General features: G+C 68.9%; 22 protein-coding genes and 2 pseudogenes. 11 read left to right on the top strand and 13 right to left on the bottom strand.

Features of this window, described 5'->3' with window-relative positions; translation table 11 throughout:
* Nucleotides 1–171: 171 nt before the first annotated feature.
* The 4 genes from ACIREE_RS26690 to ACIREE_RS26675 form a co-directional block, all read right to left on the bottom strand.
* Complete coding sequence (locus ACIREE_RS26690; protein WP_404157102.1) at nucleotides 172–597, bottom strand: VOC family protein; 426 nt, start codon at nucleotides 595–597, stop codon at nucleotides 172–174.
* Nucleotides 598–834: 237 nt separating this feature from the next.
* Complete coding sequence (locus ACIREE_RS26685; protein ID WP_404157099.1) at nucleotides 835–2,940, bottom strand: acyltransferase family protein; 2,106 nt, start codon at nucleotides 2,938–2,940, stop codon at nucleotides 835–837.
* 201 nt (nucleotides 2,941–3,141) lie between these two features.
* Nucleotides 3,142–4,071, bottom strand: coding sequence for an aldo/keto reductase family oxidoreductase (locus ACIREE_RS26680; protein WP_404157096.1), 930 nt, complete (start codon nucleotides 4,069–4,071; stop codon nucleotides 3,142–3,144).
* Nucleotides 4,072–4,121: 50 nt separating this feature from the next.
* Nucleotides 4,122–5,180, bottom strand: coding sequence for a phosphotransferase (locus tag ACIREE_RS26675; RefSeq protein ID WP_404157094.1), 1,059 nt, complete (start codon nucleotides 5,178–5,180; stop codon nucleotides 4,122–4,124).
* Nucleotides 5,181–5,560: 380 nt separating this feature from the next.
* On the opposite strand from ACIREE_RS26675, the gene ACIREE_RS26670 reads away from it, so the two are divergent.
* The 6 genes from ACIREE_RS26670 to ACIREE_RS26645 all read left to right on the top strand — a co-directional run bounded on the left by ACIREE_RS26670 (nucleotide 5,561) and on the right by ACIREE_RS26645 (nucleotide 11,315).
* A complete protein-coding gene (locus ACIREE_RS26670) occupies nucleotides 5,561–6,973 on the top strand; it encodes a family 2B encapsulin nanocompartment shell protein (protein ID WP_404157091.1) in 1,413 nt (470 codons plus the stop codon).
* A gap of 120 nt (nucleotides 6,974–7,093) precedes the next feature.
* Complete coding sequence (locus ACIREE_RS26665) at nucleotides 7,094–8,434, top strand: family 2 encapsulin nanocompartment cargo protein terpene cyclase (protein WP_404157088.1); 1,341 nt, start codon at nucleotides 7,094–7,096, stop codon at nucleotides 8,432–8,434.
* A 17-nt stretch (nucleotides 8,435–8,451) separates the two neighbouring features.
* Nucleotides 8,452–9,339, top strand: coding sequence for a geranyl diphosphate 2-C-methyltransferase (locus ACIREE_RS26660; RefSeq protein ID WP_404157086.1), 888 nt, complete (start codon nucleotides 8,452–8,454; stop codon nucleotides 9,337–9,339).
* Between the two features lie 132 nt (nucleotides 9,340–9,471).
* Nucleotides 9,472–10,098, top strand: a complete 627-nt coding sequence (locus ACIREE_RS26655) for an ATP-binding protein (RefSeq protein WP_404157083.1) — start codon at nucleotides 9,472–9,474, stop codon at nucleotides 10,096–10,098.
* Nucleotides 10,099–10,185: 87 nt separating this feature from the next.
* Nucleotides 10,186–10,701 carry a DUF6328 family protein gene (locus ACIREE_RS26650; protein WP_404157080.1) on the top strand — a complete coding sequence of 172 codons (516 nt, stop codon included), beginning with the start codon at nucleotides 10,186–10,188 and terminating at the stop codon, nucleotides 10,699–10,701.
* Between the two features lie 215 nt (nucleotides 10,702–10,916).
* Complete coding sequence (locus ACIREE_RS26645) at nucleotides 10,917–11,315, top strand: ATP-binding protein (RefSeq protein WP_404157077.1); 399 nt, start codon at nucleotides 10,917–10,919, stop codon at nucleotides 11,313–11,315.
* Between the two features lie 21 nt (nucleotides 11,316–11,336).
* Here the strand turns inward: ACIREE_RS26645 and ACIREE_RS26640 are convergent, their stop codons facing one another.
* Together ACIREE_RS26640 and ACIREE_RS26635 are read right to left on the bottom strand one after the other, a co-directional pair.
* On the bottom strand, nucleotides 11,337–11,708 hold the full coding sequence (locus ACIREE_RS26640; protein ID WP_404157074.1) for an STAS domain-containing protein: 372 nt from the start codon (nucleotides 11,706–11,708) through the stop codon (nucleotides 11,337–11,339).
* A gap of 108 nt (nucleotides 11,709–11,816) precedes the next feature.
* The gene (locus tag ACIREE_RS26635) at nucleotides 11,817–12,686 is read right to left on the bottom strand and encodes a SigB/SigF/SigG family RNA polymerase sigma factor (RefSeq protein WP_404157071.1); all 870 of its coding nucleotides are present in this window, start codon (nucleotides 12,684–12,686) and stop codon (nucleotides 11,817–11,819) included.
* Between the two features lie 310 nt (nucleotides 12,687–12,996).
* On the opposite strand from ACIREE_RS26635, the gene ACIREE_RS26630 reads away from it, so the two are divergent.
* The 3 genes from ACIREE_RS26630 (at nucleotide 12,997) to ACIREE_RS26620 (ending at nucleotide 15,655) form a co-directional block, all read left to right on the top strand.
* Nucleotides 12,997–13,170 carry a CsbD family protein gene (locus tag ACIREE_RS26630; RefSeq protein ID WP_404157068.1) on the top strand — a complete coding sequence of 58 codons (174 nt, stop codon included), beginning with the start codon at nucleotides 12,997–12,999 and terminating at the stop codon, nucleotides 13,168–13,170.
* A 147-nt stretch (nucleotides 13,171–13,317) separates the two neighbouring features.
* Nucleotides 13,318–13,479 (top strand): hypothetical protein, encoded by a 162-nt coding sequence (locus ACIREE_RS26625; protein ID WP_404157066.1) that lies wholly within the window; start codon nucleotides 13,318–13,320, stop codon nucleotides 13,477–13,479.
* A 166-nt stretch (nucleotides 13,480–13,645) separates the two neighbouring features.
* Nucleotides 13,646–15,655, top strand: a complete 2,010-nt coding sequence (locus tag ACIREE_RS26620; RefSeq protein WP_404157063.1) for a GxGYxYP domain-containing protein — start codon at nucleotides 13,646–13,648, stop codon at nucleotides 15,653–15,655.
* Nucleotides 15,656–15,746: 91 nt separating this feature from the next.
* Here the strand turns inward: ACIREE_RS26620 and ACIREE_RS26615 are convergent, their stop codons facing one another.
* Entirely contained in the window at nucleotides 15,747–16,166 is a 420-nt protein-coding gene (locus tag ACIREE_RS26615) for a PPOX class F420-dependent oxidoreductase (protein ID WP_404157060.1), read from the bottom strand.
* 61 nt (nucleotides 16,167–16,227) lie between these two features.
* Nucleotides 16,228–16,386 (bottom strand): hypothetical protein, encoded by a 159-nt coding sequence (locus tag ACIREE_RS26610; RefSeq protein WP_404157057.1) that lies wholly within the window; start codon nucleotides 16,384–16,386, stop codon nucleotides 16,228–16,230.
* A gap of 201 nt (nucleotides 16,387–16,587) precedes the next feature.
* On the opposite strand from ACIREE_RS26610, the gene ACIREE_RS26605 reads away from it, so the two are divergent.
* Complete coding sequence (locus ACIREE_RS26605; RefSeq protein WP_404157055.1) at nucleotides 16,588–17,037, top strand: spore-associated protein; 450 nt, start codon at nucleotides 16,588–16,590, stop codon at nucleotides 17,035–17,037.
* A 210-nt stretch (nucleotides 17,038–17,247) separates the two neighbouring features.
* On the opposite strand, the pseudogene ACIREE_RS26600 reads toward ACIREE_RS26605, so the two are convergent.
* From ACIREE_RS26600 to ACIREE_RS26590, 3 genes and pseudogenes are all read right to left on the bottom strand, one after another.
* Nucleotides 17,248–17,529, bottom strand: a pseudogene (locus tag ACIREE_RS26600) (hypothetical protein); the annotation flags it as partial.
* A 362-nt stretch (nucleotides 17,530–17,891) separates the two neighbouring features.
* The gene (locus ACIREE_RS26595; RefSeq protein WP_404157053.1) at nucleotides 17,892–18,632 is read right to left on the bottom strand and encodes a GAF and ANTAR domain-containing protein; all 741 of its coding nucleotides are present in this window, start codon (nucleotides 18,630–18,632) and stop codon (nucleotides 17,892–17,894) included.
* On the bottom strand, nucleotides 18,625–18,915 hold the full coding sequence (locus ACIREE_RS26590; protein WP_404157050.1) for a hypothetical protein: 291 nt from the start codon (nucleotides 18,913–18,915) through the stop codon (nucleotides 18,625–18,627). The genes ACIREE_RS26595 and ACIREE_RS26590 overlap by 8 nt, the downstream gene beginning before the upstream one ends.
* Nucleotides 18,916–19,121: 206 nt before the next feature.
* Between ACIREE_RS26590 and ACIREE_RS26585 the strand changes: the two genes are divergently transcribed.
* A complete protein-coding gene (locus tag ACIREE_RS26585; RefSeq protein WP_404157047.1) occupies nucleotides 19,122–20,126 on the top strand; it encodes an AraC family transcriptional regulator in 1,005 nt (334 codons plus the stop codon).
* Between the two features lie 7 nt (nucleotides 20,127–20,133).
* Here the strand turns inward: ACIREE_RS26585 and ACIREE_RS26580 are convergent.
* Nucleotides 20,134–20,756 (bottom strand): annotated as a pseudogene (locus ACIREE_RS26580) (IS5 family transposase); the annotation flags it as partial.
* Nucleotides 20,757–20,799: 43 nt separating this feature from the next.
* The gene (locus tag ACIREE_RS26575) at nucleotides 20,800–21,375 is read right to left on the bottom strand and encodes a CGNR zinc finger domain-containing protein (RefSeq protein WP_404157044.1); all 576 of its coding nucleotides are present in this window, start codon (nucleotides 21,373–21,375) and stop codon (nucleotides 20,800–20,802) included.
* Between the last annotated feature and the right edge of the window lie 2 nt (nucleotides 21,376–21,377).

Below are 21,377 nucleotides of genomic sequence, written 5' to 3'. Positions count from 1 at the left end.
GAGGGATCGAAAGACCGACGCACTCGGCGATGGATCCGACCAGCGCGGCAGCCGAAGCGGCGGGGGACGCCGCGGACAACGACCCTAGGGACGTACGGCGCCCCCGAACATGGGGCTACCCCTACCTACGAGCCGGTGGAAAACCCGCTAGTACCTCTGCCGGCGCGGGGCCTAGTCGATACAGAACTCGTTGCCCTCGATGTCCTGCATCGGGATGCACGCATCGTTGCCGTCATAGAGAGTCTGCAGGTGTACCGCCCCGAGCGGGATCAGTCGTGCGCACTCGGCCTCAAGCGCGGCAAGGCGCTCTTCACCCACAAGTCCGGTGCCGACCCGCACATCGAGATGCAGCCGGTTCTTGGCGGCCTTGCCTTCGGGGACACGCTGGAAATACAGCCGCGGGCCCACACCTGAGGGGTCACTGCAGGCACACCACGCGTCCTGCTGCTCGGGGGGCTGCGACAGCTTGAAATCGTTCCACGTGGCAAACCCGTCCGGCGGCGGGACGACATACCCCAACACCTCGCACCAGAAGCGAGCGAGGCGCTCAGGTTCCGCGCAGTCGAAGGTGACTTGGAACTGCTTGATCGATGCCATCGGCCCATCGTAGAGACGAGGCCTCGGGCCCGCCGCACGTTGGAGCATCACCCGGCTTCCCGGCGGCATCCGGCTCACCAGTTCAGGATGAGCTCGGCGGCGGTGGGGCCAGTCGGTTGATGGCCGGCGCGCTCTCCGATACCGGCTGCGGGTTCTTGAACTGGCGCAGATGTGGCGGCAGCGCCGCGCATACCCGTCCCTCAGCCGGGCGATACCACTGCCGTTGAGAACACAGGGTCACAACATCCGGAAACGCCGGGTGAGTTCGGCGCCGAGGACCGGGGCCAGGGCCCTCGCGTAGGCCTCCGCGATGTGGCCGTCGTCGCGGTAGACGAGCGTGTCGGCGACCAGCACCGGGCAGATCCGGGGTGCGCACAGCCAGCGGCCCGGGTCGACGGCCGAGGCGCCGGTCGACGCCGCCGCGGCCCGCACCGCGGCGGCCCTGCGCGGGTCCTTCACCGCGCTGTCCGGCACGGCCGCGCACCGCCCCAGGTCCAGTGGATGTGTCCCCGCGCAGTCCACCGCGTCCGACGCGGGCCAGGGCGTGTCGAGGAACGCCGCCACCTCGGCCCCGCTCGCGCGGATCGCCCGGTACGTCCGCTCGAAGCCTGCCGTCCACTGCCGTACCGCGCCTCCGGCGTCGGGGTGCGCGGGGACGCCGGCCTCGGATGAGGAGGCGATCACCAGGTCGGGCCGCAGGTCCGCGATCCGCGCCAGGACCTTCGAGCGCCAGGTGTCGCACGCGGTGTACGGCTCGCCGCCGCTGACGATGGTGACGTCGGCGACCTTGCACGAGGCTTTTGTCAGGGAGACGAGCCGCCAGTGGCGTTCGCGCGCGAGGCGTTCGAGGGCCGGGAACCACTGGGCGGCGTGCGAGTCGCCGAAGAGCACCACCGTGGTGTCCGACGCGGGGTCGCCGTACACGCAGGGCGGCACGTCGACCGATGCCAGGCCGATGTGGCAGCCGTCCCGGTACACCGCGGATCGGCCCGACTTGATCTCGGTGAGGCCGGGCGTCAGATTGCTGGGTACGACATCGCCGGGCGCGGCGAGCAATTGGGACAGGCGTGCCTGCGGGTCCGGTGCCCGGTCGAGGGCCGCGGCCAGGCGTGGCGCCGGGCGGCCGGAGTCGATCGGGGGTGGGAAGAGCGCCGCGACGAGAGCGAGAGCCACGGCCCCCGCGGTCAGGCCGGCGCCCAGCCCCAGCGCTCTGCGGGGACGGTCCCGGAAAGCGGCGCCGAACCGTACGGGGTTCTCCACGAGCCGTAGCGTCAGCCAGGCCAGAAGCAGCGCGAACGCGCACACCGCCAGCCGGGCGTACACGTCGGCCGTCGGCCGGTCCAGGGCGACGGGCAGGATCACGAGCAGCGGCCAGTGCCACAGGTACCAGCCGTAGGAGAGGCCACCGATGCCGGTCAACGCCCTTTGGCGTAGGAGGAGTTCACCGCCGAACCGGCTGGGAACGCAGCCGCCTGCCAGCACGAGCACCGTGCCCGCGACGGGCACGACGGCCGCGTACCCGGGGAACCGGGTGGTGTCGTCGAACGTGAGGGCCGCCCCGACCACGGTCGCCAGGCCCACCCAGGAGAGCGTCCCGGCGAGCAGCGGCCGCATGCCGCGCAAGCGGTGGGCACAGAGGGCGAGGAGCGCCCCGGCGGCCGGCTCCCACGCCCGTGTGTGCGAGCCGAAGTAGGCCCAGGACGGGGATGTCCGCGTCGTGCGGACGCTCAGGTAGAACGAGAGCGCGAGGAGGACGCAGGCGATCCCGGCCGGCACCGCGGCGGTCCGCCGGGGCGTTCGTCCTGCACGCCGCCACCGACCGGCGACCGCATACGCGGCCACCAGCACCAGCGGCCACACCACGTAGAACTGCTCCTCGACCGCCAATGACCAGAAGTGCTGGAAGGGCGACGGCGGATCGGTCGCCTGCAGATAGTCGGTGCCGGACACGGCGAGCCGGAGGTTGACCGCATACAGGCTGCTCGCGATCGCGTCGCCCACATACGCCGCGAAGCGCGCCTTCGAGAGGAAGAGATACGCCCCGCCGAGCGTCACCACCGTGACCAGGACGGAGGCCGACAACAGGCGCAGGGCCCGCCGGGCGTAGAAGCGGGTCACGGAAATGCGGCCGGTGCGGTCCAGCTCGCGGGCGAGCAGGGACGTGATGAGGAAGCCGGATATGACGAAGAAGACGTCGACGCCCACGTACCCGCCGCTGAACCGTCGCACCCCGGCGTGCGACAGCACGACGAGCGTGACGGCCACGGCGCGCAGCCCCTGAATGTCCGCGCGCCTGGCGGCGGTCGCACCCGGCGGGCGCGCCGCCGCTCTGGGCCTCGGCAAGCGTCGTCCGGGCCACAGCAGTACTTGGGTCACGGTGTCTTCGTCTTCCTCACTAATACACAGGGGCATTCGTGGGACGGACGTGACAGTCGCAACAGTTGCGCGCTGCTGAGGGAGTTCCGCAGGTCTCCGACCCTGCGCGGCCCGGAACTCATCCCGTGTTCGGCCAGGGTTCACCTACACGCCCGGAGGCGCCCGGTGTCAGGGCAGCACGTGCCCGGCCGTGCGGAACAGGCGGTACCACTCCTCCCGGGTGAGCGGGAGGTCCGAGCCCGCGGCGGACTCGGCGACCCGGCCCGGGTTGGTGGTGCCGAGCACCACCTGCATGTTCGCCGGGTGGCGGGTGATCCACGCGACGGCGATGCCGGTCGGCGTCACCTCGTACTTCTCGGCCAGTTCGTCGAGGGCGTCGTTCAGCTCGGCGTAGTTCTCGCGGTCACCGATGAAGACCCCGTCGAAGAAACCCTTCTGGAACGGGGACCAGGCCTGCAAGGTGATGCCGTTCAGGCGCGCGTGGTCCAACAGGCCGTTGTCCCGGGAGACCGACTGGTCGAGGCCGCTCATGTTCGCGGCGATCCCCGAGGCGATCATCGGGCAGTGGGTGATGCTCAGCTGCACCTGGTTGGCGACCAGCGGCCTGCGTACCGCGGTCTTGAGCAGTTCGATCTGGCCCGGCGTGTGGTTGGAGACACCGAAGTTCACGACCTTGCCGGCCGAGTGCAGTTCGTCGAAGGCCGCGGCCACCTCTTCCGGCTCGACGAGCGTGTCGGGACGGTGCAGCAGGAGGACGTCGAGGTAGTCGGTGTGCAGGGCCGCGAGCGACTCGTCGACGGTGCGCACGATGTGCTCTTTGGAGAAGTCGAAGAAGCCGGGCCGGATGCCGACCTTGCTCTGGATCACGATGGACTCGCGCTCCGCGCCGGTCAGTTTGACGGCCTGTCCGAAGCGCTCCTCGCACGCGTGGCGCGACGGGCCGTAGATGTCGGCGTGGTCGAAGGTGTTGATCCCGGCGTCCCGGGCGCTGTGGTAGAGCCCGCGGACGGCCTCGTCGTCGAGCTCGGCGATGCGCATCAGGCCCAGGACGACGTTCGAGGCCCGCAGTTCGGTCTGGGGGAAGGAGATCGTTTTCACGATGCCATCCTTGCGAACGGGCCGACTCGGCGCCAGTATCAACCGGCAAGTCAGTACCGGTGCCGGGTGTCGTGTGCGGGCAGTGGGCGCAGCGTGGGCCAGCGTTCCACGAGGCGCCCGGCCAGCGCCTTGCTAAGGTGGCCGAGTGCGTGCAGGTGGTCGTGGTCGCGGGAGAGGTCGGCCACCACGTCGAGCCGGTGGACGAGGCGTTCGCGGGCGGAGACGTAGCCCCACTCGAAGTCCTCCGCGGGCACGCGCGCCAGGTGGTCCACGGTTTCCCGGTGAGCGCGCTCCACCAGCGCGTCGCCACGGATCAGCCAGCCCGCGCAGGCGTCGGCGAGGTCACCGGGGACGTCGGTGCCGGTGAGGCTCCGCCAGGTGGTCCGATAGGTCTCCTCGGCTTCCGCGAGCGGCGCGGCCGTGACCGACATCGCGCACCAGCAGGTCGGGAACCCGATGCGGAGGTAGGCGAGTTCGACCAGCCCGTTGCCGAGCGACGCCTGCTCGAAGTCGACGAAACGGACACCGCCGGTGGTGCGCAGGTCGTTGCCTGGGCAGGGGTCACCATGCAGGAACGCGTGGTGGTCCGACGGGTCGAGCCGGTCGATCAGATCCGCGAGTTCACCCGGCACCGCGGGCGGGACGGGGACATCGAGCGCTTCGGCCAGGGCGAGGAAGGACGCGGTGTCGGAAGCCGACGGTCCGGACCAGGTGGGGAGCGTGCCCGCGTCGGCCGGTCCGGTGAGTGCGTGCAGCCGGGCGAGGGACTCGGCGTAGCCGGGCATCCAGTCGTCGGCCGCGCCGAGATCGTCCAGGTGCTCCAGGACCAGGACGCGGGCCGCCGGGTCCGTGCCGAGCAGCGCGGGCGCGACGGCCGGCCGGGTGGCACGGGCGGCGAGTCGCAACGCGGTGGCCTCGCGCGCATAGCGCGCGTCCGCGTCGGTTCCGGATCCGCCTCCGTCGGTGATCTGTTTGACGATCACCCGGCCCCCGGCGCCCAGTTCGACCCGCCACACGCGGGACCGCGGGCTGCTGTCGAGGAGCGTGGCCGCCGTGGGACGGCCCAGCGAGTAACGCAGCTCATCGCTGAAGGGCACCGAGATCGCCATGACGTCAGCGTAGGACCTTGTGTTCATGACTGAGTCGATCGGCCCCGGGCTCACCGTGGGCAGCACCGCGCCGCTGCCCGTGGCGAGCAACGGAAGCCGCCGCTGCACCCGTTCGGGGCGGGCTGCGTCGCCGGGGTTCGCGACGCAGCGGCGGTCGGCCCGAACAAGAGGTCAGGGCAGGTTCCACCTGCGCAAACATCGGGCGCCCGTGATCACCGTATTGAGTTAATGTCGATGACTTTTCTTGGCCCGACGGGCGCAGCGACCCGTACTGTTCTCACGAAATCTGGACGAATTCCCGCCCGTATACCCGCATTTCCTCCTGCCGCCCGATCGCCCCAGGCCCACGCGCTGCCGCCCGACCAAGGAGAGCTCCCCCGATGACCGTTGACTCGACCCCGGAGACTCGCCTGGAGCCGCCGCGCCAATCCAGCCTGGGCACGGCGGCTGCCCGCAACCTCTCCACCACGACCAAGTCCGCCCCGCAGATGCAGGAGATCACCTCTCGCTGGCTGTTGCGGATGCTCCCCTGGGTCGAGACCACGGGCGGGACCTACCGGGTGAACCGCCGCCTGACCTACACGGTCGGCGACGGAAGCGTGGAGTTCGTCCAGGACGGCGCCGAGGTCCGGGTGATCCCGCGCGAGCTCGGTGAACTGGCCCTGCTGCGTGGCTTCGACGACATCGACGTGTTGACCGCCATCGCCGAGCGGTGCGTACAACGCGACTTCCGGGCGGGCGAGACACTGGTCGAGCGTGGAGCGCCGGCGGACCGGCTCCACTTGATCGCCCACGGACGCGTCAGCCAGATCTCCGTCGGAGAGTACGGCGACGAAGTCGCTCTCGACGTACTCGCGGACGGCGACCGGTTCGGAGACGACGCCCTGCTGGAGGAGGGTGCCCGCTGGAAGCAGACCGCGGTCGCCGACACGCCGGGCACGCTGCTCACCCTGTCGCGCGCCGACTTCGCGGCAGTGGTGGCCACGGCGCCGGGACTGCGGGACCACATCGCGGAGTTCACGTCGCGTTCGAGTCGCCGTCAGAACCATCGCGGCGAGGCGGAGATCGCGATGTCGGCCGGCCACCACGGTGAGCACGAGTTGCCCGGCGCGTTCGTCGACTACGACCTGAACCCGCGCGAGTACGAACTCTCCGTCGCGCAGACGATCCTGCGGGTCCACACCAGGGTCGCCGACCTCTACAACGAGCCGATGCACCAGACCAAGGAGCAACTCAGGCTCACCATCGAGGCGTTGCGCGAACGCCAGGAGCACGAGCTCATCAACAACCGGGAGTTCGGGCTGCTCCACAACGCCGACTTCAAGCAGCGCATCCAGACGCACTCCGGTCCGCCGACACCGGACGACCTGGACGAACTGCTCTGCCGCCGTCGCGGTTCGAAGTTCTACCTCGCCCATCCCCGGACGATCGCGGCGATCGGGCGCGAGTTCAACGCGCGGGGACTCTATCCGGACCATGTCGACCTCGGCGGCCAGCAGGTCCCGGCCTGGCGCGGGGTCCCGATCCTGCCCTGCAACAAGATCCCCATCACGAAGGAGCGGACCAGCTCGATCCTCATCATGCGTACCGGCGAGGAGAACCAGGGCGTCATCGGTCTGCGCCAGACCGGCCTGCCGGACGAGTACGAACCGGGGCTGTCCGTCCGCTTCATGGGCGTCGAGGAGAAAGCGATCACCTCCTACCTCGTCAGCACCTACTACTCCGCGGCCATCCTCGTGCCGGACGCGGTCGGCGTACTGGAGAACGTGCAGATCGCCCGCTGGCCCAACTAGCAGGTTCGGCCCGCACCGCACGGCGCGTAACCCCCGGTCGGTCCCCCGGGCCGGTCGCGCCTGCCCGAAGGGCCAAGGGACAGCCGCCCACCTCACCAAGGAGCCCTCCAGGAGTCATGGATGCCCCAGCCTGATCCGACCCCTCCTCAGTCGAGCCTGTCGGAAGCGCTCTCCCGCTTCGGGGCGCACGTACTTGCCGGCGCCGCGGCCCGCGCCTGCGACATCGGCGCTGCCACCGGCGGCCCACCCCGTACGCCTGCCCCGCACGCCGCGCTCACGGTGCCCGCGCCCGCCTCGCCCTCCCTCGACGCACCGGCGGTCGCGCCCCCGGCGCCGAGCACCGACTTGGCGCGACTCCTGAGCGGCCCCAGCGGCATCGGCACGGCGGGCCTGCGCCTGAGCCTGCGGGAGGAACCCCCGCACCATCCGGAGCCGTCGGCCTCGGCGCCATCGGTCTCGTCGCCGTCGGCAACTGCCGCGCAGGGCACGCCGATTCCCGGCCTGTACCACCACCCCGTACCCGACCCCGACCCTGTGCGGATCGAGGAGGTCAGCCGCAGGATCAAGGCCTGGGCCCTGGACGAGGTCTCCCTGTACCCCGACGACTGGGAGGAGGAGTTCGACGGCTTCTCCGTGGGCAGCTATATGGTCGGCTGCCATCCCGACGCGCCCACCATCGACCACCTGATGATCGCCACCCGGCTGATGGTGGCCGAGAACGCGGTGGACGACTGCTACTGCGAGGACCACGGCGGCTCGCCCATCGGCCTCGGCGAGCGTCTTCTGCTGGCGCACACCGCCCTCGATCCCCTGCACACGACGGCGGAGTACCAGCCGGACTGGGCGAAGTCGCTCCGTTCGGACGCGCCCCGGCGTGCGTACCGCTCCGCGATGGAGTACTTCGTCCAGGCGAGCAGCCCGTCCCAGGCCGACCGGTACCGGCACGACATGGCCCGGCTGCACATGGGCTACCTCGCCGAGGCCGCCTGGGCCCAGATGGACGAGGTCCCCGAGGTGTGGGAGTACCTGGCGATGCGCCAGTTCAACAACTTCCGCCCCTGTCCCACCATCACCGACACCGTCGGCGGCTACGAACTGCCCGCGGATCTGCATGCCCAGCCGGCCATGCAGAAGGTCATCGCACTCGCGGGGAACGCGACGACCATCGTCAACGACCTGTACTCGTACACCAAGGAACTCGACGCTCCCGGCAGGCACTTGAACCTGCCGGTCGTGATCGCGGAACGTGAGGACCTCTCCGACCGGGACGCCTATCTGAAGTCGGTCGAGGTCCACAACGACCTCATGCACGACTTCGAGACCAACGCCGCGGCACTGGCCGCCGACTGCCCGCTGCCGAACGTCCAGCGCTTCCTGCGCGGCGTCGCCGCCTGGGTCGACGGCAACCACCACTGGCACCAGAACAACACCTATCGCTACAGCCTGCCCGATTTCTGGTAAGAAGATTGGATTCATCTGTGACCAGCACCGAACTCACCACCCCCGCCCGTGACCTTCCCCTGTTCGTCCCCAGCCCGGCTACGCCCTATCAGGGCGACATCGCCCGCTACTGGGACGGCGAGGCCCGGCCCGTTAACCTGCGGCTCGGCGATGTCGACGGTCTCTATCACCACCACTACGGCATCGGTGCGGTCGACCACTCCGCGCTCGGCGACGGCGGGGACGCCAAGAGCGAGCAGAAGCTGATCGCCGAGCTCCACCGACTGGAGTCGGCGCAGGCCGATTTCCTTCTGCAGAACCTCGGCGACATCGGACGGGACGACACCCTGGTGGACGCCGGGTGCGGCCGCGGCGGCTCGATGGTGATGGCGCACCAGCGCTTCGGATGCACGGTCGAAGGGGTCACGCTGTCGGCCAAGCAGGCCGACTTCGCCAACGGGCGCGCCGCCGAACTCGGCATGCAGGACCACGTCCGCGCCCGCGTCTGCAACATGCTCGACACGCCCTTCGAGACCGGGCAGGCCGCGGCCTCGTGGAACAACGAGTCGAGCATGTACGTCGACCTGCACGACCTCTTCGCCGAGCACGCGCGCGTTCTCTCGGTCGGCGGTCGCTACGTGACCATCACCGGCTGCTGGAATCCGCGGTACGGCCAGCCCTCGAAGTGGGTGTCGCAGATCAACGCGCACTTCGAGTGCAACATCCACTCCCGCCGGGAGTACCTGCGCGCCATGGCCGACAACCGCCTCGTGCCGCAGGCCGTCATCGACCTCACCCCCGACACCCTGCCGTACTGGGAGCTGCGGGCCACCTCTTCGCTGGTCACGGGGATCGAGGACGCGTTCATCAACTCCTACAGGGACGGCTCTTTCCAGTACCTCCTGATCGCAGCCGACCGCGTCTGACCTTCTGCTGACCGGAGAGGCCCGAGCGGGGCGCGGGCCCGACGATTGAGACCGGTCTCATCGAGCTGTACGAAACTGTGGGCGGCACCCTGGGTGTCGCCCACAGGTGACACTGCCTCGCATACTTCTCTGATGGGCACACCGCGGAACTCCTGGCGCAATACGACGCACGACTGGGCCGGCTCCGTCGACCTCGCGCATCTCGTGCTCATTCGCCGGACCCCAGCCGCCTTCGCTCCGGGCGGCGTCCAGCATCTGATCCTCGAGGTGCTCGCGTACGCCGCGGACGAGGCGGAGTGCAGCGGTGGCGGACGCTGCCGCATCACATATCACCTCGACGGTTCCGTGGCTGTGGCCGACTACGGGCGAGGCACCGACACACGCCTCGACGAACACGGCAGGCCCGTGAAGAAGCCGGTCATGGCGACGAAGGACCTTCGCTTCTTCGACCGACCCGACACGCCCCTGCTGCCCGACGGTCATCGCCGCCGAGGCATGTCGACCGTCGCCGCGCTGAGCTCATGGCTCATCCACACCAATCGCCGACACAACGGATCCTGGACCCAGCGATACGAGCACGGTGTTCCTGCCAGTGACTTGCGGCCCATCGCCGACGACCGCACGACCGGGACCACCGTGCACTTTCTCCCCGACAGATCGGTGCTCACGGGGTGGGGAACCAGCGCCGTCGAACCGGAACGGCTCACCACGCATTGGCCATACCTGCGCGTCGCAATCAACGACTGCCGCACCCGCTGAAAGGTCACACGGGTCGGCTTCTCCGTACAACGGACACGTAATTGTCGATTCCGCGGGCATCCGCCCATACAAAGGAGGGTGTCGTCTGTGAGTATCGGTGAGATAGCGAGATCGGCTGCGGAGCAGGGTGGTAGCCGCGAGGAGGCTCATGAGAGGGCCAATCGGCGCTGGGCGGAAATCCTCCAGGAGACCCGCGTCGCGCAGACCGGTGTGCAGATCCTCTTCGGTTTCCTGCTGAGTGTTGCTTTCACGCCTCGCTTCGGCGACCTCGGCGCCTTCGACACCAGCGTGTACGTGACGACCGTGATCCTGGGTGCCGCCGCAACCGGAGTCCTCATCGCACCCGTGTCTCTGCACCGCCTTCTGACGGGTCAGCAGCTGAAGGACGACCTGGTGAAGACAGCGGGGCGGTTGATGGTCACAGGACTTGTCCTCCTCGCCCTCACCATCAGCGGCACGGTGCTCCTGATCCTCCACGTGGTCCTGCCCGACCTGCTGGCCGAGATCCTCGCCGGCGGGATCCTCCTGTGGTTCGCACTGTGCTGGTACGCACTGCCCCTGGCGCTCAAGAAACGCTCCTCGCGACACCAGGCCTCTGCCTGACGGGCACGAGCCCCCGCGCGGGGTCCCGGCACGAGAACTCTGCTCCATGTCTACTCTGCCGTACCCGTGTCGGAGGAGCAGGACCACGTAAATCCTCCCTTTCCTGGTCGTCTCCGAGTGCCACGCGTGGCCTCCTGACGTGTGCTCTCTTGAGCGACGGGAAGGCGGTGTACGAACAACGCCGGCCGCACACGCGGACAAAGGAGGTTTTCGCCATGGGCGCTCCCCTCATGCCCCTCACGGAGCGCATGACCTGTTCACAGGCGCGCGCAGAGATCAGCACAACGGTCCTCCCCCTCTGCGAGGGCCTGCCGTACCACCAGGCGCGTCGGCTGCGCGAGGACGCCTTGCTGGTCGCCAGCGAGCTCACGGCCAACGCGCTGCGCCACGGCGGCGGCATCGCCCGCTTCAGCGCCTGCACCCACGAGCACGCCCTGGTGATCCAGGTCAGCGACCACAGCAGCCGACAGCCGCTGCTGCTGCCCCACGATCCGGCGATGCCCGGCGGTTTCGGCTGGCTCATGGTCCGACAGCTGGCCCGGTCCGTCTCCATCGAGCAGCACGGCGCCGGCAAGACGATCACTGCCGTTCTGGATGCCGGCTCCTCGCGCTGAGCCCGCAGCCCCGCCCCGGCGTCAGGACGCGTCGGAGGTGCGCAGCCGAGCCAGGGCATCCGGTCGGTCGGCGGCGAGCGGCAGGACCGCGTCGGTGCCGGTGATCTGCAGCAGCCGCCCCACGGCGTCGTGCAACGGTCCGCACAGGGCCAACGGGCGCCCCTTCGCGGCGTGGCCGGAGTAGGTCACCAGGATCTGGTTGAGGAAGACGCTGTCGGCGAACGCCACCTGGGAGAGGTCGATCAAGGTGGTGTCCGTCGAGGTGTCGGAGAGAACCTGCGCGAACGTGTCGACGACCTCGGTGAGATCGTTCAGGTCCACCTCTCCGTGCAGGGTGACCACTGCCACTCGTCCCTGCTGGTCAACGCGTATCTTTCCGCTACCGGGCGTCATGCGCAGCACCTTTGCACACAGCGGGCGCCGCATGCACATCGCCCCTCGGCCCGCAGGGGGCCGAGGGGCGATGCGACGAATCCGGGCGTGGGCCCGGGGGCGGGCCGTCTACTCGGTCGCCATCAGGCCGGTGCGGAGCTTGCCCAGAACACGGGTGATCAGGCGGGAGACGTGCATCTGCGAGCAGCCCAGCTCCTCGCCGATCTCCGCCTGCGTGCGCTCCTCGACGAAGCGCAGATGGATCAGGCGCCGGTCACGCTCGTCGAGGTCGGCCACGAGCGGGGCCAGCGAGTGGAAGTTCTCGACCAGTTCGAAGCGGTCTTCGTCGATGCCGATGAAGTCGGCGAGCAGTGTGTCGGACTCGTCCTCGGATCCGCTGACGGCCGCGTCCAGGGAGACGCTGTTGTAGCCGTTGGACGCCTTCTGCGCCTCGGCGACCTCCGCCACATCCAGCTGCATCAGTTCGGCGAGTTCGGTCGTCGACGGGGAGCGGCCCAGCCGTGTGCGCAACTCCTCGGTGGCCTTGGACAGTTCGATACGGGCTTCCTGCAGCCGGCGCGGCACGTGCACGGCCCAGGACGTGTCACGGAAGAAACGCTTGATCTCCCCCGTGATGTACGGGACGGCGAAGGACGCGAACTCGACCTCGCGGGACAGCTCGAACCGGTCGATCGCCTTGATCAGGCCGATCGTGCCGACCTGGACGATGTCCTCCATCTCCTGCACGCCACGGTGCTTGAAGCGGGAGGCGGCGTACTGCACCAGGGAGAGGTTCATCTCGATCAGCGCGTTGCGCACGTAGCTGTACTCGGACGTGCCCTCTTCCAGCCGGGTCAGCCGGTCGAAGAAGTGCCGCCCGACCTCGCGAGCATCCCTCGGCGCGATCGAGGCAGGATCCGCGTACGCACGCTCGACCAGCTCCCGCACGGGCCGCGTAGTGAGGTCCTGAGCCTGCTGCTGCGTAGCCACGGTGGTCATGCTCTGTCCCCTCGCACTCTGCTTGTACATGGGCTTCTACGTCGGGCCATTACCCCGACATCCGTCCCACATACCTATCACCCGGCACGGCACGACAGAGCGGCCCCTCCCCCTCGCGCCTCTCTCCCCCGCGGACCGGTCCCCGCAGACCGGGGGTGCAGGTTCCGCTGTGCGCCGGCGGGGACGTTCATGCAGGTGAGATCCCGTGAGCGCCAATCGATCCGGGTGCGGTGACGATGTTTGCCGGGCGATCGAGGGGCCAGTCGGAGGGTGAGCACATGATGTCGATGGCAAGGGAGCGTGAGCGGATATGACCGCCAACGAGAAGGCCAAGGCGAAGACCGAGCAGGCCACCGGCGCCGCCAAGGCCGCCGCCGGACGCGCCGCCGGCAACGAACGCCTCACCGAAGAAGGCCGCGCCCAGCAGACGATGGGCGACGCCCGCCAGGCCAAGGAGAAGACCAAGGACATCGGCAAGCACTAGCTTCGCGCCGAAACGATTTCGCGCAGGGCGGCCCTGACCGGGGCCGCCCTGCGCGTGCGGAGACCCCTGCTCCTCGGCGCCCGCACGGCCACGTCGGCATTCCGCGCAGTCGCGCCGGTCACACACCCGAAGGGATACGCGATCACCTTGCAGGCTCGAAGCCACACGGCAGTACTGGCCGCTTCCGGCATCAACTCGGTACTGCTCGTCATCATGGGCGTCGTCGTGGTCCTGGGCCTGATCGCCGTGTTCATCGGCGGAAAGTCGTGGAGCGACGCGAAGCAGTCCCGCCGCGCCGTCCAAAGCTGAGCGGGCCTCAGGGCGCACCGCGCGGAGGCCGCGCGCGTACGGCCGTCTCGAATTCGCCCCTCTGCGCAGGAATCCGCGCACGCCCCATGGACAACAGGCCGCCGCCCTCGCTAGTTTCGCCGACCGTTGACAACGATGTCGGGCTTTCGAGGGGCAGTGATCGTCGATGGTGTCACGAAGAAATCTCCTGCAGGCGGGTGGCGCGGTGCTCGCCGCCGGGAGTCTCAGGCTCTCCCTGCCGGGCCGGGCGGACGCCGCCGGCCCCGGTGAGGCGCGCCGCCTGCTGCCGTCCTTCGGCCGCCCCACCCGGCTGGACGTCGCGGATGTCAGCTCCCTGAACGGCCACGATCAACTGCTCCTGACGACCCTTCAGGGGATCGTGAACCGGCGTGACCCGCGCCTCTACTTCAACTTCGACACCAGCAAGATCGACCTGCGCTGGCTCCCCGGCACCGGCGCACGCGTCACCCATCACAACGACGCCCTCGACCTCGTGGGCAAGTACCGCGCCGAGGTACGCGGCGCCGTCCTGATCGACCCCGACGTCCCGGACTCGGTCAACGTCGCCACCACGCTCGCCGGTCTGCAGAACGCCGTCGCCGCCACCGCCGAGCAGGCCCGCGAGCACCACCTGCGGACGGTGGCCGACCTGCGCGGCCGCTTCGACCCGGACGACACCCTGGCCACCTACCGCTGGCAGCTCGACCACCTCTTCCCGCGCTGCTCGCACGTCCTGCTGGCCGGACTGCCGCCCACCCGTACGGTGCGCGTCGAGGGCGTGACGTGGCGCGAGGTCACCCGGGAGACCGAGCGGATCCGTGACCTCTCCAACCGCAAGGTGCGCACCCTCGATCTGAGCCCAGAGGCTGCCGAGGACAACGATGTCTACCTACGGTTCCAGGACTCTTTCGGCGACGACGGATGGGGCGCGTCCGTCGCTTCCGTGACGGTGAAAGCGGACGGCACGGAGATCGCCTCCTTCACGCCCGGCACGGACGCCGAGAAGCCCTACCTGTTCGACGGCCTCAACTCCTCCGTCGGCAACCAGTCCAACCGCTTCAGCGACGGCGGCGGCTACTTCGTCTACCACTTCACCGCTCCCGACGGCACGCGGCAGCTCACCGTCGACGTCGACCTGTGGAACCAGTACCTGGTCACCGCCACCACGACCGCCCCCACCCGGGTCGAGCCGTTCCCCAACTTCCGCGACTACGTCACGGCGAGCCGGGCCATGGTGCTGTGGCTGCCGCCCGCGGGCGAGACCGGCAAGCTGCTCGACGAGGTCTTCAGCAGCCTGCGGCCGACCACCCCGTACACCGGCTGGTTCTCCAATGACGTGGCCGGCGAGTGGGGCGGTGTCGACCGGGCGTCGCAGCACGGGATCGAGGTCGTTCCGGCCGACTTCTACATGAACGCCACCGTGCACGCCGGGGTACCGGCGAAGATCTCCAGCACGGTGCGCCCACGGCCCGGCGCCGCCCTGCGCAACCGCGTCTACGTCACCCTCACCGTCGGTGAAGGTGACAACGTCCAATACTGCCAGCGGCGGATGCGTGACATCTGGGACGACCCCAAGCGCGGCGACGTACCCGTCAACTGGACCGTCAGCCCGCTGCTCGCGGACATCGGCCCGGCGCTGCTCGCCCACTACCAGCGCACCGCCACGGCCAACGACCTCCTCATCTCCGGTCCGTCCGGGGCCGGGTACACATATCCGGGTTCGTGGCCGGAGAAAGACCTCGACGCGTACACCGAGCTCAGCGGAGGGTTCCTGCGCCGCACCGGCATGGACCTGGCCTACGCCTACAACCCGCGCAACGCCGAAAATGACGGGTGGATCCCGTTCGACGAGCGGGTCGCGGCGTCGTACCGGAAGAACACCCCACTGCGCGGGATCATCCAGTCGTGGGAGACCGGCGATCTCCAGATATGGCCCGCCGGGATCCCGGTGCTGGGCAATTTCTACCCGCAGGGGAAGGGCGCCGAGTTCCGCGACGGGTTGCTGAAGCACATCGAGGGGCGCGATGCGTCGAAGCCGATGTTCATCGCGGCCGCGATCAACGCGTGGAACTGGACTCCGAGCGACATCGCGGAGCTCGCCGAGCTGCTCGAGGACCCGTTCGAGATCGTCCGGGGCGACACGTTCTTCGAGCTGCTGAACCGCAGCGCCGACTGAGCGCGGGGCCGCGCCACGGTAGCCGTGCCGGCGCTCGTGGCGCAGCCGCTGCCCGTGCCGGCGCTCGTGGCGCAGCCGCTGCCCGTTCCGTCTAGACGTCGCGGGCGTGGTTGCCCTGGCCTTCGATGTGCCAGCTGACGATCCGCTCCGGGTGGATCCGGATCACGTCGTTGCTGAAGAAGTCCGGTGCCACCGGCGGTACTTCGACCACGATCAGCTCCGCACGGCCACGGATCTCCACGCCGCGCCCCCACCCGGGAGCGACTGCGTCGGGTTCGTCCTCCGGGGTCATGTCGTCGACGACGAACGAGACCTGCGGATGGGCGGCCGCATTGCGAAACTTCCGGCTCTTCGCATTGTCGGGACCGCCGATGTCGAGCGTCCCGTCCTCGTTGAGCCGGAAGCCGACCGGGCGCAGGGTCAGTGTCCCGTCCGGGGCGGCGGTGGCCAGCCGCCCGAGGCTCCGGCCGAGCAGATAGGTGCGTTCCTTCGGAGTGAAGATCGAGTCCATGGAAGAAACGTAGGACCTCAACCTGGGTTGAGCTCAAGCCCTCTCCGCGACTGCCACGCCGTCAGCGCCGTTTGGTGAAGTAGCCGTGTTTGTGCAGCTTGTAGACGATCCACGGACCAACGATCACGACGACCGCCAGGAGCACCCACCTCAGCCCTGGCGGCCCGTCCGGTCTGCTGTCCTGGGCCAGCCCGGTCGCCGCCGCAAGGAATGAAGTCATGCCCTACGGGTGCCCGGTTCGCAGCGGCAGACACGCGGCGCGCAGTCTTCCTCGCGGGGATCGCGATCAGTCGGCTTGATGGGCCATTCCCGGCCACTCCCCCACATTTGAGCCACTTCACATCAGACACAACAACCATTCCTCTGTCCGGCCGGTCACATCAAGCAGGAGCAACCGCTCCACAAACACCATGGGGGAAATATGCGATTCGCGCGTTCTATGCTGTCCGTGGCCGCCGTGGCAGCGCTGACGGCGGGATCCACCGCCGTTCTCGCCGCGCCGGCCTCCGCCGCTCCCAACACCACGCCGCAGAAGGTGTGCGGTAGCTCCTACAAGACCGTCAACTCCGCGGCCATCGGCTCGCTCGGCACGGTCTACCTGACCTACAACTCCGCCAACGGCCGCAACTGTGTCGCGACCATCCGCAGCACCCCTGGCACCGCCGTCGACATGTCGACGTGGATCTACGTCGAGGACACCGAGCAGGGCGACTCGGACAGCGGCAACTACACCTCCTACGCCGGCCCGGCCTCTGTGTACGGCAAGGCCCACTGCGTGGACTGGGGCGGGAACATCAAAAACGTGTACGTCTCCGTGTACGGCTCCAACTGCGCCAGCCTCAAGGAGCAGCGAGTCACCTCCGTCCACTGACGCCCCGCTTCCGCCGGCTGTCGTCCGGGGCTTCCCGGGTGAGTGACGGCGCAGCATACGACGATCGGTGCGTACGACGATGGGGAGGCGCCGCACGGGCGTCTCCCCATCGGAGTGAAGTCAACGGCGAGGAAAGCAAGGGGACTTGGATTCAGAGAAGGAAGGGAGAAGGAAGCCCCTTCATGGCCTCGCCATGGGCAACGCGAGCAGTCAGCCCGGGATCACGTCGCGCAGGTTTTCGAGGGTGATGATCCAGGAGTCCGGGTGCAGTCCTTCGGGCCGTTCGAGGCCGATGTACATCACGGCCTCGTCCGCGACCGGCTCGCCGTCCCACAGGTCCACGGCCGTGGCGTCCGCGGACATCAAGTCGACCAGGTACCCCACCGTCAGCTGCTCGCGCTCCACGATGGCGCGCACCACCTTCGCCACGGTTACTTGATTCCCCTCGACCTGGTTGGCCGACGAGATGCCCTTCAAGTACAGGTGCAGCCAGAAGTTTCCCACCTCCATCGTGAGCAGGCCGCTCGGTGCTCAAGTCAGCTGACGGTGCAGGTGGTTGTCAGCGGAGACCACGGCTCCGGCCTTAAGCGGGACGGCGACACTGACCAAGGCCGGGAAGTCGGTAGTGAAGTGCGTTCCGCGGATCACAGACTCCCATCCCAGTGAGGCTCTTACATCACCATGACGCCCTGCTGTCGCGCAGAGTCAGCACCACCGGGACGCTACTGAGTTTGTGGGCGTGATGTCGTCGGGGGCTGACGAGAGGTGAGGGCTGCGCAGGTACGCGGTCATCGCCCGATTCGACACCCCCTCGTCCCCTCACTCTCATACAGCCGCCGACGGGACGGTGTTGCTCAGTCGTCGGGGGGCAGCAGCGTCGGATCGATGGTGTCCGCCAGGACGTTGCTGGCCACTTCGGTGAGCTTCATCTGATGGGTACGGGCGTAGGCGCGCAGGGCGGTGAACGCCTCGTCGACGCCCCTCTCGCGGTGGTGCGCGAGGTAGCCCTTGGCCTGCTCGATGACGACACGGCTGTCCAGGGCATGTTGAAGTTGCGCCGTTACGGTCATCTGGTCGCGCATCGCCCGCTGGTGCAGGATCCCGATGGTGGCGGTGTCCGCCAGCGCCTGCCCCAGCCGTAGCTCGGACGCCGACAGCGCACCGGGCCGGTCCCGGAACAGGTTCAATGCGCCGATCACCTGCTCGTGCAGCCGCAGCGGGGCCGCCGCCACCGAGCTGAACCCCGCGTCGACGGCCGTGGGGGCGAACTGCGGCCACCGGACGGCTGCCGCCTCGGTGTCCAGCGGCACATCGGGCACCTGCGCGCCGCTGTGGAAACAGTCGCGGCACGGGCCCTCGTCCCATTCGCTGCTGAGGCGCTCCAGTTTGCGGGTGCGTTCATCGGAGGCGGCGATGTCCACGGCCTGGCCCTGCGGGGTGGCGATCAGCACGCCGGCTGCCGCCACCTCCAGCAGGTCTACACAGTGATCCACCAGCATGTGCAGGAAGCTGATGACGTCGTAGTCCCGCACCAGCATGTCGGCGAGTTCGACGAACGCGGCCGCCGGCCGCTCCTCCCTCGGCAACTCAGGCATGGGTCCCCACCCCCACGGCCGGGCCCGGGAAGGCGTCGCTGCCGGCGGTCGCCAGCCACTGTCCACGCGGCGCGAGCTCGATGGCCGTGGACGTGGCCGGACCCGCGAGCGTCGAGACCCGGCGGGTCACCGAGGTCAGCACCTTCTGCAGGGCCGGGGTGACCAGCAGCCGGGCTTCGCCTCCTTCCCCGTCGCTGTGGACATCGCCGGAGACGGCGGGCTGGACCATCGTCATCGAGCTCTCCACAGAGAGGAAGTTGCAGACCAGGTAAAGGGGCGTCACGGTCTCCTTGTCCGGACGATGACCACCACCTTGGCTGCAGGCTAAATCGTGGTTCTCCGTGGCACCGGCCGATCCACGTCCGTTACTAGCCAGAAAGCGCGGTGAATCCTCCGTTCCGGGGGACCCGCGGTTACGGTCGGCCCGGCGGGTTAGTCGGCAGGAACGCATGCCGGCCCGCTCGCAGCGAAGGGGGCGAAGGCAAGACCATGGTGCAGGCGCCGACTCTCCGATCCTCATTCGAACAGCCTGTGCAGGTCCGCACCAACGATGTGGACGAGGCCAGGCTCGTCATCCAGCAGAACTTCTACAGCAACACCGTCCAACTGCTCCAGCCGTCGACTGCCTTCGCGGGCCGTTTCTCGGTCGCGAGACTGGGCGACATCACGGTCGGCGACCTGCGGTTCGGCACGGATGTGCGCATGGACTTCGGGGAGTTGGGGGCCTATCACGTTGACGTACCGTTGTCTGGCACCCTCGCCTGGCATCAGGGCAGTCAGGAGCCTCTGCTGTCCACCGCGACTTGCGCCGCGGTCTTTCGGCCCTCGCGCAACACGGTGTTGGACCGGCTGAGCGGGGACTGCCGAGTCCTCGCGATCAAGATCAAACGGACCGCCTTGGAAACACAGTTGGAACGGCTGCTGGACACCCCTGTCCAGTCGCCTCTGCAGCTCGCCCCGGTCCTGGACATGTCCAGCGGCCCGGGGCTCAGCTGGCTGCGGCTGGTGCGCATGCTCGCGGAGGACGCCCACATGCCCGAGGGGCTGATCCATCATGAGCTGCTCGCCGACCTGCTGCACGAGTCCTTGCTCAACGCACTGTTGCTGTCGGCCGATCACCGCTACCGCGAGACCCTGACGCAGCGGATCCCCCACTGCCGCCCGGCCCTGGTCAAACGCGCCGTCGATGCCATGGAAGCGCATCCGGAGGAGCCCTTCACCGTGGCAGCCCTGGCGGAGATCGCGAATGTCAGCGTGCGACGGCTGCAGGAAGGCTTCCGGCATTACGTCGGCATGTCGCCCACGACCTACCTGCGCCAGATCCGGCTTGCCCGTGCCCACGACGAGCTGCGCTGGAGCGACCTCAGTCAGGTCACCGTCACCGACGTCGCCTACCGCTGGGGCTTCACCCACCTGAGCCGCTTCTCAGGCGCCTACCGGCAACGTTATGGCGTGGCCCCGTCGGTGACTCTCCGAATGACTTACGGGCCCTAGCAAAGCCGCGGCGGAAGCCGTGCAGCCAGCGATCGTGCGCTCGACCACGTAACCGAAGATGCCCAGGCCGGAGTCGTGCGGCCGGCCTCGCTGGGCGATGACGGGGCGGATGCCGTGCTGACGCAGCAGGCGGCGGGACGTGTCGTGGTCGTAGCCGCGGTCGGCGAGGAGCGCGTCGGGCCTGCGTCTGGGCCGGCCGACGGTGCCGGCGACGGCAGGGATCTTGTCGAGCAGGGGCAGGAGCTGGGTGACGTCGCCCACGGTTGCCGCCGGTCAGCGACACCGCGAGCGGGATGCCCTGGCCGTCGGTGAGGACGTGGTGCTTGCTGCCCGGTCGCGCGCGGTCGACCGGGCTGGGTCCGCTTTTGCGCCTCGGCGGGCGGCCCGGACATGGGAGGAGTCGATCACCGCTCGGGACCGGTTCAGCTGGTTCTTCGAGCACAGCTTGTCCAGCAGCCGCGCATGCAGCCGGTCCCAGACACCGGCCTCGTTCCAGGCCGCCAGCCGCCGCCAGCAGGTCATGTCCGGGCCGAAGCCCAGCTCCGGGGGCAGCTACTCCCATTGGATGCCGGTGTGCAGCACGAACAGGATCTTGCACAACGCCTGCCGCTCCGGCACCCGCGGCCTGCCCTGCACCAGCTTCGGCGCCGGCTCGGATGTACCGAAAGGACGATCACTCCGTCGATCTGGGATTTTTACGCTGGTTGGCGAGGAAGCGCGCTTTCTTCTGACGGTTCCCGCACGTGTTCATGTCGCACCATTTGCGGGTGCGGCTCTGACTGGTGTCGAAGAAGGCGGCTCGGCAGGTCGGTGACGCGCACAGGGCCAATTTTCCGTCTCGTTCGCCCGCGATGACGCCGACCGCGTCGGCGGCGATCACGCCGAGGGCATCTTCCACGCAGGCAGCCGAGCCGAGCCGCCATTGCCGCTTGCCGTCGGGCGTCAGGATCGCCGCGGCCCGCCCCTGAATGCTGCGGTCGTTGATGACTTCGACAGCAGCCGCTGGCAGAGCGTCCTGGATCGCGGCCGCTGTCGCGGCGGCGTGGATCGACTCCCTCAGCTCCCGCGCGAGGTCGAGCTGGGCGGTGGTGCAGGAGTCCACGGCGAGGCCGTTCACTGCCAGCCAGTCGACGAGTCGGTGGGGCGTGGGAATGCGCTCCACAGCGTCGCCAAGGCGCTCCGACAGCGTCCCCGTGAAGCTGGTCGCCAGCACGGTACCGAGGCGGAAGTCGGGAAACGCAGCGCACATGG

Origin of the sequence: Streptomyces sp. NPDC102467 (assembly GCF_044765445.1) — a bacterium.
In the GTDB taxonomy this organism is placed as follows: domain Bacteria; phylum Actinomycetota; class Actinomycetes; order Streptomycetales; family Streptomycetaceae; genus Streptomyces.
This window is presented reverse-complemented; position numbering and strand designations above follow the sequence as displayed.